This window comes from Crossiella sp. NPDC003009 (assembly GCF_053591555.1).
In genome coordinates this window covers 14499-30937 of sequence record NZ_JBSFUA010000026.1, presented here as the reverse complement: position 1 = coordinate 30937, position 16439 = coordinate 14499, and the positions used below count along the sequence as shown (strand labels likewise).

The 16439-nt window shown below is 73.0% G+C and carries 16 protein-coding genes and 1 riboswitch; of the genes, 3 read left to right on the top strand and 13 right to left on the bottom strand.

From position 1 onward, the window contains the following. Positions 1-50: 50 nt before the first annotated feature. Positions 51-141: riboswitch (SAM riboswitch) on the bottom strand. A 144-nt stretch (positions 142-285) separates the two neighbouring features. From rsmA to ACWDY5_RS24865, 3 genes are all read right to left on the bottom strand, one after another. After that, entirely contained in the window at positions 286-1176 is an 891-nt protein-coding gene (gene rsmA / locus ACWDY5_RS24875; protein WP_449724570.1) for a 16S rRNA (adenine(1518)-N(6)/adenine(1519)-N(6))-dimethyltransferase RsmA, read from the bottom strand. Between the two features lie 10 nt (positions 1177-1186). Then, positions 1187-2503: a transglycosylase family protein gene (locus ACWDY5_RS24870; RefSeq protein WP_449724645.1), complete on the bottom strand. Its 1317-nt coding sequence runs from the start codon at positions 2501-2503 to the stop codon at positions 1187-1189. Positions 2504-2884: 381 nt separating this feature from the next. Continuing rightward, positions 2885-3730: a TatD family hydrolase gene (locus tag ACWDY5_RS24865; RefSeq protein ID WP_449724569.1), complete on the bottom strand. Its 846-nt coding sequence runs from the start codon at positions 3728-3730 to the stop codon at positions 2885-2887. 91 nt (positions 3731-3821) lie between these two features. On the opposite strand from ACWDY5_RS24865, the gene ACWDY5_RS24860 reads away from it, so the two are divergent. Next, a complete protein-coding gene (locus ACWDY5_RS24860; protein WP_449724568.1) occupies positions 3822-5153 on the top strand; it encodes an aminodeoxychorismate synthase component I in 1332 nt (443 codons plus the stop codon). On the opposite strand, the gene ACWDY5_RS24855 is transcribed toward ACWDY5_RS24860, so the two are convergent. Then, entirely contained in the window at positions 5134-5982 is an 849-nt protein-coding gene (locus ACWDY5_RS24855; RefSeq protein ID WP_449724567.1) for an inositol monophosphatase family protein, read from the bottom strand. The two genes, ACWDY5_RS24860 and ACWDY5_RS24855, sit on opposite strands and share 20 nt — an antisense overlap. 119 nt (positions 5983-6101) lie before the next feature. Between ACWDY5_RS24855 and ACWDY5_RS24850 the strand changes: the two genes are divergently transcribed. Both ACWDY5_RS24850 and ACWDY5_RS24845 read left to right on the top strand, forming a co-directional pair. Further along, entirely contained in the window at positions 6102-6680 is a 579-nt protein-coding gene (locus ACWDY5_RS24850; protein ID WP_449724566.1) for a TetR/AcrR family transcriptional regulator, read from the top strand. Continuing rightward, entirely contained in the window at positions 6677-7486 is an 810-nt protein-coding gene (locus ACWDY5_RS24845; protein WP_449724565.1) for an alpha/beta fold hydrolase, read from the top strand. The genes ACWDY5_RS24850 and ACWDY5_RS24845 overlap by 4 nt, the downstream gene beginning before the upstream one ends. 10 nt (positions 7487-7496) lie before the next feature. Here ACWDY5_RS24845 and mdh read toward each other — a convergent pair whose 3' ends face one another. The 9 genes from mdh to ACWDY5_RS24800 all read right to left on the bottom strand — a co-directional run bounded on the left by mdh (position 7497) and on the right by ACWDY5_RS24800 (position 16337). Continuing rightward, entirely contained in the window at positions 7497-8453 is a 957-nt protein-coding gene (gene mdh / locus ACWDY5_RS24840; protein WP_449724564.1) for a malate dehydrogenase, read from the bottom strand. 168 nt (positions 8454-8621) lie between these two features. Further along, positions 8622-8933: a DUF3017 domain-containing protein gene (locus tag ACWDY5_RS24835; protein ID WP_449724563.1), complete on the bottom strand. Its 312-nt coding sequence runs from the start codon at positions 8931-8933 to the stop codon at positions 8622-8624. After that, positions 8930-9781, bottom strand: coding sequence for a bifunctional methylenetetrahydrofolate dehydrogenase/methenyltetrahydrofolate cyclohydrolase (locus ACWDY5_RS24830; RefSeq protein ID WP_252481277.1), 852 nt, complete (start codon positions 9779-9781; stop codon positions 8930-8932). Before ACWDY5_RS24830 ends, ACWDY5_RS24835 begins: the two co-directional genes overlap by 4 nt. A 168-nt stretch (positions 9782-9949) precedes the next feature. Further along, the gene (locus ACWDY5_RS24825) at positions 9950-10945 is read right to left on the bottom strand and encodes a hypothetical protein (RefSeq protein WP_449724562.1); all 996 of its coding nucleotides are present in this window, start codon (positions 10943-10945) and stop codon (positions 9950-9952) included. A gap of 58 nt (positions 10946-11003) precedes the next feature. Beyond that, positions 11004-11978 carry a DMT family transporter gene (locus ACWDY5_RS24820; RefSeq protein WP_449724561.1) on the bottom strand — a complete coding sequence of 325 codons (975 nt, stop codon included), beginning with the start codon at positions 11976-11978 and terminating at the stop codon, positions 11004-11006. 58 nt (positions 11979-12036) lie between these two features. After that, a complete protein-coding gene (locus ACWDY5_RS24815) occupies positions 12037-13281 on the bottom strand; it encodes an MFS transporter (RefSeq protein ID WP_449724560.1) in 1245 nt (414 codons plus the stop codon). A 46-nt stretch (positions 13282-13327) separates the two neighbouring features. After that, positions 13328-14515, bottom strand: coding sequence for an MFS transporter (locus tag ACWDY5_RS24810; RefSeq protein ID WP_449724559.1), 1188 nt, complete (start codon positions 14513-14515; stop codon positions 13328-13330). 2 nt (positions 14516-14517) lie between these two features. After that, the gene (locus ACWDY5_RS24805) at positions 14518-15111 is read right to left on the bottom strand and encodes a pentapeptide repeat-containing protein (RefSeq protein ID WP_449724558.1); all 594 of its coding nucleotides are present in this window, start codon (positions 15109-15111) and stop codon (positions 14518-14520) included. After that, on the bottom strand, positions 15108-16337 hold the full coding sequence (locus ACWDY5_RS24800) for a reverse transcriptase family protein (RefSeq protein ID WP_449724557.1): 1230 nt from the start codon (positions 16335-16337) through the stop codon (positions 15108-15110). Before ACWDY5_RS24800 ends, ACWDY5_RS24805 begins: the two co-directional genes overlap by 4 nt. Positions 16338-16439: the final 102 nt, after the last annotated feature.

Below are 16439 nucleotides of genomic sequence, written 5' to 3'. Positions count from 1 at the left end.
CGTGATCGACTACCCGTCGACGCGTCAGCACGCGCATGAGCTTCATGTCTGCTCCATCGCTCCTGGCGGTAGCACCTGCCCATTGCTGGGTGGTTGCTGCGGCGTCACAGATCCAGGTCTCTCGGCCGCTCGGGATGGATTACTCGAACAGTACAACTGAGCCAACAGAGGAAAAGCAAGTGCATCCGCCCGTTCGGCCGTGGTTCGTTCGCCAGATCACAGCTGTAACGGACAACCGAGCGTCGGCGAACGCACCCCTCGGGTTCAACGGGTCACGCGGCGTGGTTATTCCCCGAGCTCGGCCTCGGCCTTGGCGATTTTCACGTAGGCGGCGATGTCCAGCTGCTCGCCCCGGGTGGTCGGCTCGATCCCGGCCGCGGCCAGCACCCGGCCAGCCCGCTCGGCCGAACCGGCCCAGGAGGCCAGTGCGGCGCGCAGGCCCTTGCGGCGCTGGGAAAAGGCGGCCTCGATCACCGCGAACACCGCGGCCTTGTCCGCGCCCTCCGGTTCGGCGCGACGGGTGAAGGCGACCAGCGCGGAGTCCACGTTGGGCACCGGCCAGAACACCGCGCGCGGCACCGCGGAGGCCCGGCGCATCGCGGCGTACCAGGCGGCCTTGACGCTGGGCACGCCGTAGATCCGGCTGCCGGGACCGGCGGCCAGCCGGTCGGCCACCTCGGCCTGCACCATGACCAGACCCCGGCGCAGCGAGGGCAGTTCGGCCAGCAGGTGCAGCACCACCGGCACGGCCACGTTGTAGGGCAGGTTCGCCACCAGCGCGGTGGGCGCGGGCTCGCCGAGGTCGGCGGCGCGCACCCGCATCGCGTCGGCCAGCACCACCCGCAGGTTCGCCGCCAGCTCCGGCGCGCGCTCGGCGGCAGTGGCCGGCAGCAGTCCGGCCAGCACCGGGTCGATCTCCACCGCGACCACGCCCGCGCAGGCGGGCAGCAGGGCCAGGGTCAGCGAGCCGAGGCCGGGGCCGACCTCCAGCACCACGTCGTCGGCGGAGAGCCCGGCCTCCCACACGATGCGGCGCACCGTGTTCGGGTCGTGCACGAAGTTCTGCCCCAGCTTCTTGGTGGGACGCACGTCGAGCTCGGCCGCCAGCCGACGCACATCGGCCGGGCCGAGGAGCGAGACGCCCTGCGGCCCGGCCGGTGCCGGAGTTTCAGTCACCCGCCAGAGACTACTTGGGCAGGTTCAGCTTCGATGAGCAGTGCGGCCAGGCGCCGTAGCCGCCGCGGGCGTCGCGCAGCTTGGTGGCCACCGCGATCTGCTGCTCCCGGCTGGCCTGGTGCGGCAGGGCGGCGTACTGCGCGCCGCCGTAGGCCCGCCAGGTGCCGGCGTTGAACTGCAGGCCGCCGTAGTAGCCGTTGCCGGTGTTGGCCGCCCAGTTGCCGGTGGCCTCGCACTGCGCCAGCCGGTCCCAGACCGCGCCGTCCGGCGGCACCTTGGTGCCGACCCGGATCTTCTTCGGCTTGGCTTCCTTGACGACCTTGGTGCCCAGCTTCTCCCGGGCGGTCTCCTTGCCGTTCTTCATGGTGACCCGGTAGGTGACCATCTGCTCGCCGGGCGTGCCCGGGTCCTCGACCTTCTGCTCACCGCGCATCATGGTCGGGTCGTCGGTCTTCTCGACCGTCGGCTCGATGGCTTCCTTCTTGTTCACCACGGTCACGCCGGTGCGGCTGACGTGGATCTCCGCGCCGTCGCTGATCTTGCCGTCCGCGCCCAGGTTGACCTGGTCGTCGGGGCCAAGGCTGAGCTGGAGCTGCTGGAGCAGTTCGGAGACGGTGAGCGCGGTGGTCTTCATCCGCTGCGGCTCGTTGCCACCGTCGAAGAGCGTGACGTTCTTCGGGGTCTTGATCTCCAGCGCCAGGCCGTCGGTGGGGATGGCCGCGGTGCGGTCCTTGGACAGCCAGGCGCCGTCGTGGTTGATGCCGAGCTGGTTGAGCGCGTCGCCGACGGTGCGGGCGCGCACCCAGGACTCGGTGGTCTGGCCGTCCACGGTCATCTTCAGCTGACGGCCGCGCTCCAGCACGATCTTGCCGCCGTCGGCGATGGAGGCCTGCGGGGACGGGCTGAGCGCGTCGTGCGCCTGGGTGGTCAGGCCCTGGTCGGCCAGCACCTGGGCGACCGTGCTGGCGTAGGTGCGCACGGTCTGCTGGGTGCCGTCGATGTCGACGGTGACCTGCTTGTCCATCGCGACCGCGGCCGCGCCGCCGCCGGTCAGGGTGACCAGCGCGGCGGCCACACCGGCCTTGAGGAAGCGGCGCTTCCAGTCGGTGACGGCCTCGACCAGCACCGGCGGGATCTCGCCGCGGTCCCTGGCGGCGCGGTCCTCATCGTCCTCGGGACGGAGGTCGCGCAGCGCCGGGAGCATGGTGGTCTCGGCGTTGAGCAGGCCGATCAGCTCGTCGATGTCGACGTCCACGCTGTCCAGCAGCGCGTAGGCGTCGGGGCCGAGGACCTGGAGCACGTCATCGGTGGTGACGTTCAGGGACATCGACGGGTGGCTGGGGTGGTCCAGGTTGACGCCCCGGAACGCCGGCCGGTCCAGCACGGCGACGTTGTGCGCGGGGTTCTGCTCAAACCAGGAGTCCGAAGGAGTGGAGTCCTCGAACGTTCCAGTGCCCACGGCAACACCACGGGGTCTGCCGGTTCCGGTCACGGGGTCGATACCTCCAGGAGGCGGTGTTCATGCCAGGCGCGCCACTGCTGGTCGACGAGCCCCGACACACGTCTCCCTGTGGGTGCGAACCATTCCCGGAACCTGATGCCCCGGGAACGATCACGGGACAGTAACGAGTACCGGGGGGCTATGGAAAGGCCCGTTCGGCCGCTTGTGACGTGCACCACAGCAACGGTAAACGGTTACTGCGCGTCCTCACTCCATTGCCGACCGCTCTGCCAGCCGGAACACCCGTTCGGCGGTGGCGGAGGTGTTCGCGGCGAGTTCGGCCACATCCACTCCCCTGAGTGACGCCATGACACGCGCTGTATAGGTAACGGCGTACGGCTCGTTGGGCCTGCCCCGGTACGGATGGGGGGTCAGGAAGGGCGCGTCGGTCTCGATCAGGAACTGGTCGGCGGGCACCAGCCGGGCCGCCTCCTGGAGGTCGGCGGACTTGCGGAAGGTCACCGGCCCGGCGAAGGAGAGCACGTACCCCTTGTCCGCGCACCGCTTGGCGAACTCGGCGTCCCCGGAGAAGCAGTGGAAGACCACGGCCTCGGGCGCGCCCTCCTCGTCCAGGATGCGCAGCACGTCCTCGTGCGCGTCCCGGTCGTGGATCATCAGCGCCTTGTCCAGCCGCTTGGCCAGGTCGATGTGCCAGCGGAAGGCGGGGTCCTGGTCCTGCGGGGTCGAGTAGTCCCAGTAGTAGTCCAGCCCGGTCTCCCCGACCGCGACCACCCTGGGCGCGGCGGCCAGCTTCTCCAGCTCGGCCCGCTCGGCGTCGCCGAACACGCTGGTGCGGGTGGGATGCAGCGCGACCGCGGCGAAGAGCCGGTCGTCCCAGGCGGAGGCTTCCACCACCCAGCGCGCCGAGGGCAGGTCGTCGGCCACCGTCACCACCCGGCCGACCCCGACCGAGTCGGCCCGGTCCAGCGCGGCCCGCACCGAGTCGGGATCGGTGAAGCCGCAGGCGTCGAGATGGGTGTGCGCGTCGACCACCGGCGCCGGAAGCGGTTCCGGCAGCGGCGGCGGGTCGCCCTTGCGTCCGTGGTCAGCCACGGGGACCAAGCCTAGGAGACAGCTGCGACCGCCTGAGTTCACCTGGCCACATTCACTGTTCTGAAACAGCCCCACCGGTCATGATGCGCGCGTGCACGTGCTCACCCGGCCCGTCGGCCGCCGGTCCGCCCCGGAACTGGTGTTCCGGCGGCTGGTCGCGCGTGCCCACGAGCTGGGTCTGCCGCCGCCGGCCGCGCTCAGCGGCGACTGGTTCGGCGCGCGGGCCGTGCTGCTGCCCTCGGTGCAGGTCAACCCGGTGGCGGACGAGGTGGCACACACCGTGCCCTGCCTCCAGCCGACGGTGACCGGGCCGGTGCCGCCGGGCACGGTCGGCGGCGGCTGGTTCGGCTTCCTCGGCTACGGGCTCACCGATCCGGGGGCCTGGACCGCGCCGCGCGGGCTGCCGGACGCGGTCTGGGGCTGGGCCGACCACGTGCTGCGGCTGGACCACGGCGGGCAGTGGTGGTTCGAGGCGCTGGTGCCGGACAACCGCGCGGAACCCGTCGCGCTGGCCGCGGAGCTGGCCGAGCTGGTGGCCGCGAGCACCGAGCCGGCCCGGCGGCCGTGGCGGGCCGGGCCACTGCGCAGGGCCTCGGCCGCCCGGCACCGGGCGGCGGTGGCCGGTTGTGTGGAGCAGATCGCGGCCGGGGAGATCTTCCAGGCCAACGTGTGCGCCCAGTTCACCGCCGAGTTCGACGGCGACCCCGCCGAGCTGTTCGCCGAGGGCGTGGCCCGGCTGGACCCGGCCCGCGCGGCCTACCTGGCCGGGGACTGGGGCGCGGTGGTCTCCTTCTCCCCCGAGCTGTTCCTGGCCAGGCACGGGCGCACCGTGCGGTCCAGTCCGATCAAGGGCACGCTGCCCAGGCGCGGTCCTGAGGACGAGGGCAACGCGGCCCGGCTGCGCCGCTCGGTCAAGGACGTCGCGGAGAACGTGATGATCGTCGACCTGGTGCGCAACGACCTGGGCCGGGTCTGCGTGCCCGGTTCGGTGATCGTGCCCGAGCTGCTGAAGATCCGGCCAGCGCCCGGCGTCTGGCACCTGGTGTCCACTGTGGAGGGTCAGCTGCGGCCGGAGGTGGACGACGCCGGGCTGCTGGCCGCGACCTTCCCGCCCGGCTCGGTCACCGGCGCGCCCAAGGTGCGCGCGCTGGAGCTCATCGCTGGGCTGGAGGACCAGCCCAGGCAGGTCTACTGCGGCGCGGTCGGCCTGGCCTCGCCGGTGGCCGGGTTGGAGCTGAACGTGGCCATCCGCACGCTGGAGATCCAGGACGGCGAGCTGCGGCTCGGCGTCGGTGGCGGCATCACCGCGGACTCCGACCCGCAGGCGGAGTGGCTGGAGTGCCTGGCCAAGGCGGCGCCGCTGGAGCGGTTGCTGACCAGCGGGGCCGCGGTGGCCTGCTCGGTCAACCAGCGGGCGCGCTGAACACCACCGCCGCGATCTCCTCGGCCAGCGCCGGTGTCGCGGCGGCGATGCCGGACCAGCGGCGGGTCAGGTCCACGTCCAGTTCCAGCGGCCGGCCCATCGCGTCGATCACCACGCCGCCCGCGGCCGGCACGGTGACCATGGCGGCGGCCAGGTCCATGATCCGGTGGGTGTCCGAGCCGGGGTCGGCGTAGGCGTCCACCGAGCCCTCGGCGACCAGCGCGCACTCCAGCGCGGTGGTGCCCAGCACGCGCACCCTGGAGGCGCGGGCAGCCAGCCGGGACCAGGTGTCCTGGTTCTGCTTGGGGCGTTGCAGGCACAACTGGGCCCCGTCCAGCGCGGTGCGGCCGGTGGTGCGGTACTCGGTCGGCTCGTCAGCGCGCGCGTACCAGCAGCGGCCGGTGTCGAACCAGCAGGTCAGCGCCTCGATCGGCGTGCCGTCCAGGGCGAGCACCCCGGCGAAGCAGCTCAGCGGCACCCCGGCGGCGGAGTTGCCGGTGCCGTCCACCGGGTCGACCACCAGGGTCAGCGCGGAGCCGTGGTCCAGGAAACCGGCCTCCTCGCTGAGCAGGTTGACCCCGTGCCGGGCGGCGGCCTCGGCGATGGCGTTCTCCACCAGGTCGTCCACCCGCGAGGTCGGGGTGCCGTCCGCGCCCATCCGGACCTGCTCGCCCAGCTCCTCCCGGTCGAAGCGGTGCCGTCCGGCGCGCAGCGCGGTGGCCGCGGCGCGGACCGCGTCGGCCAGCGCGGAGTGGGTGGCCTCCGGCAGTTCGGGCTCGGGCACCGGCCACGCGATGCGCCGCGGGCTGGTCAGCTCGACGTCGGTCACTGCTGGCTCCTCTCCAGGCGGGCTTCTCCTGTTGTTCGTACCCCGGTACTGGTGCGCAGCAAGCGCACCGTGGACAATGAACGAAAGAACGAATCGTTCATTGCCTTATTGGAGGGGTCGTGCCCGCCCATTTCGACGAGCGCGACCGGGCCCGGATCAGGGCGGAGCTGCTGGCCACCGGCCGGGAGCTGTTCGTGGCGCAGGGGCTGCGCAAGACCTCGCTGGCCGAGCTGACCGAACCGGCCGGGATCGCCAAGACCAGCTTCTACGCCTTCTTCGACTCGAAGGAGTCCCTCTACGGCGAGCTGATGCTGGCCGGCGCGCCCGCCATCCAGGCCCGCGTGCTGGCCACCCTGCGCGGCGAGCCCAGGTCGGCGATCCGGGCCTTCCTGCGCGAGGTGCTCGCGGTGCTGGACGAGGCTCCGTTGTACCGCAGGCTGATCACGCATCCGGAGGAGCTGGCCGCGGTCACCGCGCGGCTGTCCCCGGAGCGGGCGGCGGCGCTGCGCGAGCAGGCGGCGCTGCCGATCGGGGAGTTCCTGGCCCGCACCGGACTGAGCGACCGGCGGCCGGAGTTGGTGCTCGGCGTGCTGCGCGCGGTGCTGCTGCTTCCCTTGCACCGCAACGAGTTCGGTGAGGTCTACGACGAGGTGGTGGACCAGGTGGTCGAGTTCGTGGCGAGCGGGCTGAGCCGATGAAGGACGTCGAAGCGGGCACGCTGCCCGGTGGTTTTCCTTGTCTGGCCGTGGGTTCCGGCAAGCCGCTGGTCTACCTGCCCGGGTTCACGCCGGAGCACCTGAACCCGGCCGGACTGGCCGCACGGCTGGCGATCCGGTCGGTGCGGCCGCTGGCCGAGGGCGGCTGGCGGGTGCACCTGGTGAACCGGCGGCCGGGGCTGCGGCCGGGGATGAGCATGGCCGAGATCGCGGGCGAGCACGCCGAGGCGATCCGGTCGCGGTTCGGCGGGCCAGTCGCGCTGGTGGGGCACTCCACCGGCGGCACGGTGGCCTTGCAGCTGACCGCCGACCACCCGGCGGTGGTGTCCCGGGTGGTGCTGGCCTCCACCGCGTACACGCTCGGGCCGGTGGCGCGGCGGGCGCAGTGGGCGATGGCGCACCGGCTGGCCGAGCGGAGGCCCGGCTATCACCTGCTCGCCGACGGTTTCACCAGGAACCCGGTGCTGCGGCGGGTGCTGCGCGGGCTGATGTGGGCCGTGGGCACCTTGGGGCCGTTCCCGAGGGATCCGGCGGACATGCTGGCCGTGATCCAGGCCGAGGACGCGGTGGACCTGCGCGCGCGGCTGCCGGAGATCACCACCCCGGCGCTGGTGGTGGCCGGGGCGCGGGACTACTTCTGGACGCCGGAGCTGTTCACCGAGACCGCGGCCCTGATGCCGGACGCGCGGCTGGCCCTGTACCCGGAGGCTGGGCACGCGGTGAACGTGAGCGCCCGGTTCTACCGGGACGCGCTGGCCTTCCTCGCGGAAACCAGCGCGTCCCGGTAGGCGGAGACGATCAGAGGCTCTGCACGTCGGCCTGCTTGGCGCGCACGGCCTCGGCGGCCTCCTTGAGCGCGGCGAGCTCGGAGTCGGTCAGCTCGGTCTCCACGACCTTCTTGATGCCGCCCTTGCCCAGCTCGGCGGTGACGCCGAGGTAGACGCCCTCGATGCCGAACTCGCCGTCGACCCAGGCGCAGACCGGCATGACCGCGCCGGAGTCCTCGCGCACGGCCTTGGCCATCCTGGCGGCCGCGGCGGACGGCGCGTAGTAGGCGGAACCGGTCTTGAGCAGCGCGACCACCTCGGCACCGCCGTTGCGGGTGCGGGTGACCAGCTCCTCGACCTTGTCCGCGGGCAGCAGGTCGGTCAGCGGCTTGCCGTTGACCGAGCAGGCCGAGGGCACCGGCACCATGGTGTCGCCGTGCGAGCCCAGGGTCAGGGTCTTGACCGAGGAGACCGGCACGGACAGCGTCTCGGCCACGAAGTTGGTGAAGCGCGCGGTGTCGAGCATGCCGGCCTGGCCGATGACCCGGTTCTTCGGGAACTGGGTGGCGATCTGGGCCAGCGCGGTCATCTCGTCCAGCGGGTTGGAGACGACGATCACCACGGCCTCGGGGGCGTGCTTGGCGACGTTCTCCGCGACCTGGCGGACGATCTTGGCGTTGGTCTCGATCAGGTCCATCCGGCTCATGCCGGGCTTGCGCGGCAGACCGGCGGTGATCACCACGATGTCCGAGCCCGCGATGGCCTCGTAGCCACTGCCGTCGCGACCGGTGGTCTGGCCGACGACCTTGGTCTCGAAGCCCTCGACCGGGCGGGACTGGTTCAGGTCCAGCGCGAGGCCCTCGGCCTTGCCGTCGATGATGTCGGTCAGCACGACGGTGTCGAAGATGTCGTACTCGGCCAGCCGCTGCGCCGTGGTGGAACCGTAGAAACCGGCGCCGATTACGGCGACCTTGCCGGAGCGTGCCACTGGTGAAGTCCTTCCGATCCGCATGTTCCGCATGGGGTGGGTCCACGGGCGCGCAGCGGAAAGGCCCGGTCACAACCGCGGGACCGCATCACCGGGCTGTGCGCCCAGCGCAGGCGAGGTTACCAACACCGCCGGTCACCGGAGTTCTCCGGTGAGCAGCGTCTCTCCTCAGGGCCCGATGGTCATGGCCACATAGGTGATCATCAACGCGAACCCGCTGTAGGTGAGCACGTCGATCGGGCGGCTGCGGATGGCGAGCAGGTAGCTGGCCTCCACCGGCAGCGCGGCCCGGAACACCGCGGCCAGGAACAGCGCCCCGGCCAGCGTCACCGAACCGCGCTTCCAGTGGTACATCAGGATCCAGACGAACCCGAAGACCACCATGGCCATCACCACCAGGAACGGCACCACCCGCAGCCACGCGGGCCGCCGTTCCTGCGGCTGTTCCTGGCTGGGCGGCAGGTCGGCGGCCACACTCATCCCGCCGCTCGCTCGGCCGCCTCGACCACGTTGCTGACCAGCAGCGCCCTGGTCATCGGGCCGACGCCGCCGGGGTTGGGCGAGAAGAAGCCCGCGACCTCGCGCACGTCCGGGTGCACGTCACCGGAGACGCCGCTGTCGGTGCGGCTGACGCCCACGTCCAGCACGGCCGCGCCCGGCTTGACCATGTCCGGCTTGATCAGCGCGGGCACGCCGGCGGCGGCGATCACGATGTCCGCGCGGCGCACCTCCGCGGCCAGGTCCTTGGTGCCGGTGTGGCACAGGGTGACCGTGGCGTTCTCCGACTTGCGGGTCAGCAGCAGGCCCATGGAGCGGCCCACGGTGATGCCGCGGCCGACCACGACCACCTGCGCCCCGTTGATCGGCACCTCGTACTGGCGGAGCAGCCGGATGATGCCGTGCGGGGTGCAGGGCAGCGGCGCGGTCTTGCCCAGCACCAGGCGGCCCAGGTTGACCGGGTGCAGGCCGTCGGCGTCCTTGGCCGGGTCGATCCGCTCCAGGATCGCGTTCGCGTCGATGTGCCCGGGCAGCGGCAGCTGGACGATGTAGGCGGTGCAGTCCGGGTCGGCGTTCAGCTCGTCGATCACCTTGACCAGCTCGTCCTGGCTGATGTCGGCGGGCAGGTCCCGGCGGATGGAGTTGATGCCCAGCTGGGCGCAGTCCTTGTGCTTGGACCGCACGTACATCGCCGATCCCGGGTCATCGCCCACCAGCACGGTGCCCAGGCCGGGCACGATGCCGCGCGCCTTGAGCGCGTCCACCCGCGGCCGCAGGTCGTCGAAGATGGCGTTCTTGGTCGCCTTGCCGTCCAGGATCGTTGCCGTCACGACCTCAATAATCCCACGTCATGGCCGATGGTTCGCCGAGGGCCTTGGCACGGAGCCTCGTCTGCGAGAGTCGTGATCGAGGCGGCTGCTGGCGGTGCGGCCGGACCGGCCTCATACCGGGTGTATCCGGGCGGTCCGGCCGTGCCGCCAGCGGCCGCCTCGGCGCGGCTATCGCGGGCGAGGCTCCGTGCCAAGGCCCTCGACCCGCTCCAGCCAGATCTCGCGCCAGAAGGGCACGAACTCGCGTGGGCAGTTGACGTTGAAGCGGCCGAGGCAGACCACGCCCTCCAGCACGATGCACGGGTTGGCCAGGTGCAGCATCCGGCCGGTGCGCTCGTCGATGCAGCGGTCCACTCTGGCCAGCACCCTGGCGGTCTGGCCGCAGAAGTGCGCCATCTCCTCGTCGAAGCTCATGCCCCGGTTGCGCAGGTTGTCGTCCAGGGTGGCCTCGATATCGGACCTGGGTCTGATCCGCACCAGCTCGCCCGGCTGTAAGTTCAACGTGGCGGTCGGGGTCTTGCCCGGTTGGCCGGGGTTGAGGAAGCCCCAGTCGCGGCCGCCGCGGAAGAGCAGCCAGCGGGGCAGGCGCTTGCGGCTCTCCACCTGGACGCGGTTGAACACCCCGACCAGGAAGCCGCGCAGGGCCAGCAGCGGGCCGACGTTGCCGGTGCGCACGTCGGTGACGTACTGGCTCAGGCTGAGCACCGGCATGCAGATCGGCGCGGCGCGCAGGATCTCGGTGGCCTGGCAGGCGTAGCGGGCCTGGCCGTCCGGGTCGGCGCCCCTGGTGGTGGCCGAGACCAGCAGCGGCAGGTTCGGCTTGCTCTCGGCCGGGGTTCGGCGCGGGGCGAGCTGGCCGGGTTCGACCTTGCGGAGCCAGTCCTCCTTCCAGTACAGGGAGCAGGCGGTCTGGCAGCCGCCGTGCGCGGAGCCGTCGCAGCGCGCGCCGGTGAGGTGCACCGCGCGGGCCATCCGGCGCAGGCCGCTGTGGGTGATGGAGTCGCAGAGCTTGTGCGCCACCTTGTGCACGGTCATCCGCTGCCCGCAGTAACGCAGCATCTCCGGCATGAACGGCAGCTCGTCCAGCTCGCCGCGTTCGTCCAAGGTCGACAGAATTTCTTGCGCGCCAAGGACTTCGACCACGTCACCGACCTTCAGGCTCATGGCTCCGTCGTCCCACAGCCGGGGACTGGTCAGCAACTCCCCGTGACCGGGTTGTTACTCAGCGGCGACTCGGCAGCGCGGCCACGCCGACCGCGACCAGGGTCAGCAGGGTGCCGGTGACCGCGACCGCGGACAGGTGCCCGCCCTCGGCGGGAAACAGCAGGTCCAGCGCCAGCGCGCCGAGCAACTGACCGGCCACCGAGCCCAGGCCGAGCAGCAGCACGCCGGTGATCCGGACCAGCGCCGCGGCGCCCGCGATGAAGACCAGTCCGATCGCGCCGCCGAGGTAGAGCAGCGGGTCGGTGGGCAGGGTGGCCGGCCAGCCCTCGGTGGCGAAGTGGAACGCGCCGAAGACCAGCAGCGCGGCGGTCCCGGCCAGGAAGTTGACCAGGGTCGCCGGCAGCACGCCACCGGCGGCTTCCTTGATCCGGCCGTTCATCGCCTGCTGCCAGGACATGCCGATGCCGGCCAGCAGCGGCAGCACGGCCAGCACCAGCGCGCCGGGCGCGCTGAGCCGTTCGGAGACCGCGACCAGCACGGCGGCCACCGCGAGCACCGCGCCCAGCACCCTGGTCACGGTCAGCGGCTGCGGACCAGCTGGGCCGAGACCGGCCCGGTCCACCGCGAGGCTGCTCACCGCCTGCCCGGCCACCACGGCCACGGTGAACACCGCGACGCCGAGGCTGGCCACCGCCACACCCTGGGAGAACACCAGCAGCGCGCCGCACAGCCCGCCCAGGGTCTGCCACCAGCGCACCGAGCCGTCCCGCAGCGCCGCGCCCAGCCGCTTGGTGGCCCGGCGGCTGCCCGGCAGCGCCAGGACCAGCGCGAGCACCAACAGCAGGCCACTGCCGAAGGAGATCAGGGCCGCGCCGACGCCGTCCTGCATCTGCCTGCCCAGCTCGCCGTTGAGGCGGGACTGGAGCACGATCAGCACGCCGATGCCCGCCGCGCCCAGCACGCCGAGCAGGCGGGCGCGCGGGCTGGTCCGGGGGCGGGCATCCGGCCGGGCCGGGGCGTCGGTGGCAGTCATCACCCCCAGCGCAACACAAGTCGGTGGCCGAGTCATCCCACCTCTGGTCACGACTACCTCACACGGTGTCCGAGGACTCGGGTTGGCGCTGGTCAGCAGGGGTGGTTGTGCGCGGGACCACACGCATCGACCAGGCCATCAGCGCGGTGCCGAAGACCATCGCGACGGTGCCGCCGGCGGCCGCGGCGGCCGGGCCGAACCGGTCCAGCAGCCAGCCCGCGACCGGGGCGGCCAGCGCGCCGCCGGTGGTGGTGAAGCTGGCCAGCCAGCCCACCGCCTCGGCGGCCCGGCCCGGCGGGGAGATGTCGCCGATGCGCTGGTTGGATGCGGAGATGGTGGGCGCGATGGCCACGCCGCCGATGGCCAGGATCAGCCCGATCAGCACCGGCGAGGTCGGGTCCAGCACCGGCGGCAGCACCGGCACCAGCGCGGCCATGCCGAGTCCGACCATGGCCAGCCGCAGCGTGGGGCGCGGCTGCCCCGGCAGGCCGCCCGCGACCAGCCCGCCGATCAGCGAGCCGACCGCCCACACCCCGATCAGCGCACCGGCCACGGTGGGCTGGCCGAGCTCGCGGCCCAGGGCCACGATGGCCAGGTCGACCATGGTGAAGGCCATCACCAGGAACAGCGAGGAGAACAGCGTGAGGGCCAGGCCGCGGGCGGCCAGCACCGAACGGCGCCTGGTCCCCTCGGCCAGCCTGGGCAGCGGCTGCGGGGTGTCCATGCCGGCCCTGCGCAGCACCACCGCGAAGACCAGGTTGGCGCCCAGCGAGACCGCGGCGATCAGGCCGAGCGCCCAGCGCGGGCCGAGCATGCCGACCGCGAAGGCGGTGAGCACCGGGCCGAGCATGAAGGTCAGCTCGAACACGGTGGCCTCGGCGCCATAGGCGGCAGTGCGAGCCTGGCTGTCCTTGATCCTGGTGAACGCGGCGCGCACCAGCTGGGTGGCGGGCGGGGTGCTCAGCCCGGTGAAGAAGGCGATCACCGGCGCGGCGTACCAGACCGAGGCGGGCAGCACCACCAGCACGGACAGCCCGGCCACGTAGCAGAGCACGGTGACCGTGATCAGCCGCGGCGCCGAGGTCCGGTCGGCCATCCGGCCCCGCCACGGCCCGGACACCCCGTTGCCCACGGTCAGCGCGCCCATCACCAGCCCGGCCAGCGCGTAGGAGCCGGTCCACTCCACGACCAGGAAGGTCAGCGCGATCGAGGTGCCGGTGCCGTGCAGGCGCGCGAGCACCGACCACACGAGCAGGGAGGCCAGGTGCGGGACCGCGAGGAGTTGCCGGTAGGGACGGAGCACCGGGCCAGTCTGGCGACCGGGTCCGACATTCCGCGCCTGGTTTTTCTCACCGCGCACGCCGGGCCGAGAGCACCGCGAACAGGATCGCCAGCACCGCGGCCGCGGCCGCGCCACCCACCGCCGCGGCCGGTCCGACGGTGTCCAGCAGCCAGCCCGCGGCCGGGGCGGCCAGCGTGCTGCCGGTGGTGGTGAAGGTGACCAGCCAGCCGAAGGCCTCCGCCGCCCTGCCCTCCGGAGCCAGGTCGCCGAGGCGCTGGTTGGAGGCGGCGATCGCGGGAGAGTTGGCCAGTCCGGTCACCGCGAGCAGCGCGCCGATCAGCACCGGCCATGCCTCGGTGACCGGCGGCAGCACCGGCACCAGCACGACCACCCCGGCGGCCAGCAGGGCCACCCGCGGCACGTACCTCGGCGTCCCGGCACGGCCGCCCGCGACCAGCCCGCCCACCAGCGAGCCCATCGCCCACACCGCGACCAGCACCCCGGCCACCACCGGCTGGCCCAGCTCCCGGCCCACCGCGACCACGGCCAGGTTGACGGTGGTGAAGCCCATCGCCAGCAGCATCGCCACCACCAGCGCCGGCGTCAGTCCCGGTTGCGCCAGCACCGATCCGCGCTTGCCGGGATCCCCCTCGGCCACCGGCCTCGGCCCGCCCAGCCCGGCCCTGCGCAGCGCGCTGGCCAGGGACAGCACGCTGGCCAGCGCGAGGGCGGCCATCAGCGCGAGCGCGGCCCTCGGCCCGGCCAGGCTGATCATGGCCGAGGCCAGCACCGGCCCGGTCATCACCGCCAGCTCGAACAGGGTGGCCTCGGCGGCGAACACGCTCGCCTTGGTCGAGTCCCCGGCGAGCCGGGTGTAGGCCGCGCGCGCCACCGGGCCCACCGGCGGCGTGCTGAGCCCGATCAGCAGGGCCAGCACCGGCGCGGCGTACCAGGCCCAGGCGGGCAGCGCCATCAGCAGCAGCAGGCCGGTGGCGTAGAGCAGGCAGCTGACCACCAGCACCCGTGGCGCGGAGCCGCGGTCGGCCAGCCGCCCCCGCCACGGGCCGGAGACGGCGTTGCCCACGGTCAGCGCGGCGATCACCAGCCCGGCCAGCGCGTAGGAGCCGGTCCAGCCGGCCACCAGGAAGGTCAGTGCCAGCGGGGTGCCCAGCGCGTGCACCCGGCCCAGCACGGACAGGAACATGACCAGGCCCAGGTGCGGGACCCTGAGCAGTTCGCGGTAGGGCCGTAACACGATCAGTCGACCACGAGGCCGTGCGCGGCGGCGTAGGCCACCGCGGTGCCCAGGTCCACCCGCGCGCCGGTGAGCTGGGCCTGCACCAGGGCGTTCGCGTCCAGCCGGGCCTCGCGCAGGTCGGCCTCGGCGAGCTTGGTGTGCTGCATCCGGGCGCCCCTCAGGTCGGCCCCGGTCAGGTCGGCGTGCCGCAGGTCGGCCTCGACCAGGTTGGCCTCGCGGAAGCGGATGCCGCGCAACCGCAGCCTGCGCAGGTCCGCGCCGCCGAGCCCGGTCAGCGACAGGTCGGTCTCGCGCAGGGTCCACGGGCGCAGGCGGCAGCGCTCGAAGGTGGAGCCGACCAGCGAGCAGTTGTCCATTGTGGACTCACTGAGCACCGCGCCGCGGAAGGTGCAGCTGCGGAAGGCGGTCGCGGTGTGCCGGGACTCGCCAAGGTCGGTGTTCGCGAACAGGCAGTCGGTGAAGGTGCAGTTCGCGGTGACCAGCCCGCGCAGGTCGGCCTCGGTGAAGTCGCAGGCGGTGAAGTGCCGCCTGGTCCAGGTCTGCCTGCCCAGCACCGCGTCGGCGAAGCTCTCGCCGGTGATCGTCTCGGTCACGACTGCCCCCAGTTGATGTTGTCGAACAGCGCGCGCAGCCGGGCCGCGCGGACCGGGTGGGTGGCCGCCACCCAGCCGATCCGGCCCAGCAGGTGCGCGCGGAAATCCGGGTGCCCGGCGTGGTTCTGCGCGTCCGGGCCGGTGCGGGCGCAGTTGTGCAGCACCGCGCGCAGCTGGTCGTAGTCCGTGCGCGGCACCGCGGGCCGGTGGTTGACCACCAGCCCGGCCAGCCGCTGCCGCTGGTGCGCCGCGGCGATCCGGGTCTTGCCGGGGTGCAGCCGGAACCCCTCGTCGGTGGCGATCCGCCGCACCCCGTCCCGCAACCGGTCCAGCGGAAGATCACCGGAGAAGGCCAGGTCGTCGGCATAGCGGGTGTAGGCCGCGCCGATCCGCTCGGCGAGCCCGGCCAGCCGCCGGTCCAGCCGCGCGGCCAGCGCGTTGGCGATGGCAGGCGAGGAGGGCGCGCCCTGGGGCAGGTGCGGAGTGGCCAGCCGGTGCCGCTCGGCCCCCGGTGGGGCGTCTCGCAGCACCTCGGCCGGCGTGACCGTGGTGAGCAGCCCGGTGAGCGCGGCGGCCACGTTGCCCGGGTAGCCGAGGTGGCAGAAGTAGGCGCGCAACCGGGCCGCGGTGATCGAGGTGAAGAACCCGGCCAGGTCGAACCGCGCCACCAGCGCCGCCCCGGCGTGCGGCGCGGCGAAGGTCGCGGCGGAGCGCCCCGGCCGGAACCCGTGCGCGGCCTCGTGCACTGGAAGCTGGTTGAGCAGCAGGCGGTTCAGGCGGCGCTGGAGCTCGGCCAGGCGGGGTTTGGGCGCTTCCACCGGCCGCGCGCCGAGCCAGCGGTGCCGGTAGTGGCGCAGCGGTTGGGCGGCGCGGCGGTTCCAGGTGCGGACGTCGGCGAACCAGTCCAGCTCGCCGGGGGTGAGGCGGAGGGCGGCGGCGAGCTCGGCCGGGGTCTCCCAGCGCGGCACCTCGGCCCGCCAGCGGGGACGCGGCGGCGTTGCGGGCGGCGGCTGGTGGCGCGGTAACTCGGCGAGCAGGCGGGCCAGGGCTTCCGGCGGGCCGAAGAAGGGGCTCGGGCTGAGGTTGAGCAGGCGGGTGGCCAGGTCCTCGGGATCGCGGTTGGGCGCGGCGTGCAGCGGGACCGCGGCCAGGCGGGTGGCCAGGGCCGCGCGGGTCCAGGGGCCGGCGAGGGCGGCGCGGGCGATGGGGAGGAGGGCGGCGGTCACGCGGCGACCGTCCAGCGACGGGCGAGCGGAGCGCGGCGGGCGGATGCGGCCCGGCGGGTGTGCGCGGGGTGCGGGAGGCGATCCAAGGTGTGTGGCGGGGCG

Bases quoted from the DNA above. Each gene is read 5' to 3' on its own strand.
- ACWDY5_RS24870 (WP_449724645.1), bottom strand. From the start codon at position 2,503: ATGTCCCTGAACGTCACCACCGATGACGTGCTCCAGGTCCTCGGCCCC.
- ACWDY5_RS24825 (WP_449724562.1), bottom strand. From the start codon at position 10,945: ATGAGCCTGAAGGTCGGTGACGTGGTCGAAGTCCTTGGCGCGCAAGAA.
- ACWDY5_RS24835 (WP_449724563.1), bottom strand. From the start codon at position 8,933: ATGAGTGTGGCCGCCGACCTGCCGCCCAGCCAGGAACAGCCGCAGGAA.
- ACWDY5_RS24845 (WP_449724565.1), top strand. From the start codon at position 6,677: ATGAAGGACGTCGAAGCGGGCACGCTGCCCGGTGGTTTTCCTTGTCTG.
- ACWDY5_RS24820 (WP_449724561.1), bottom strand. From the start codon at position 11,978: ATGACTGCCACCGACGCCCCGGCCCGGCCGGATGCCCGCCCCCGGACC.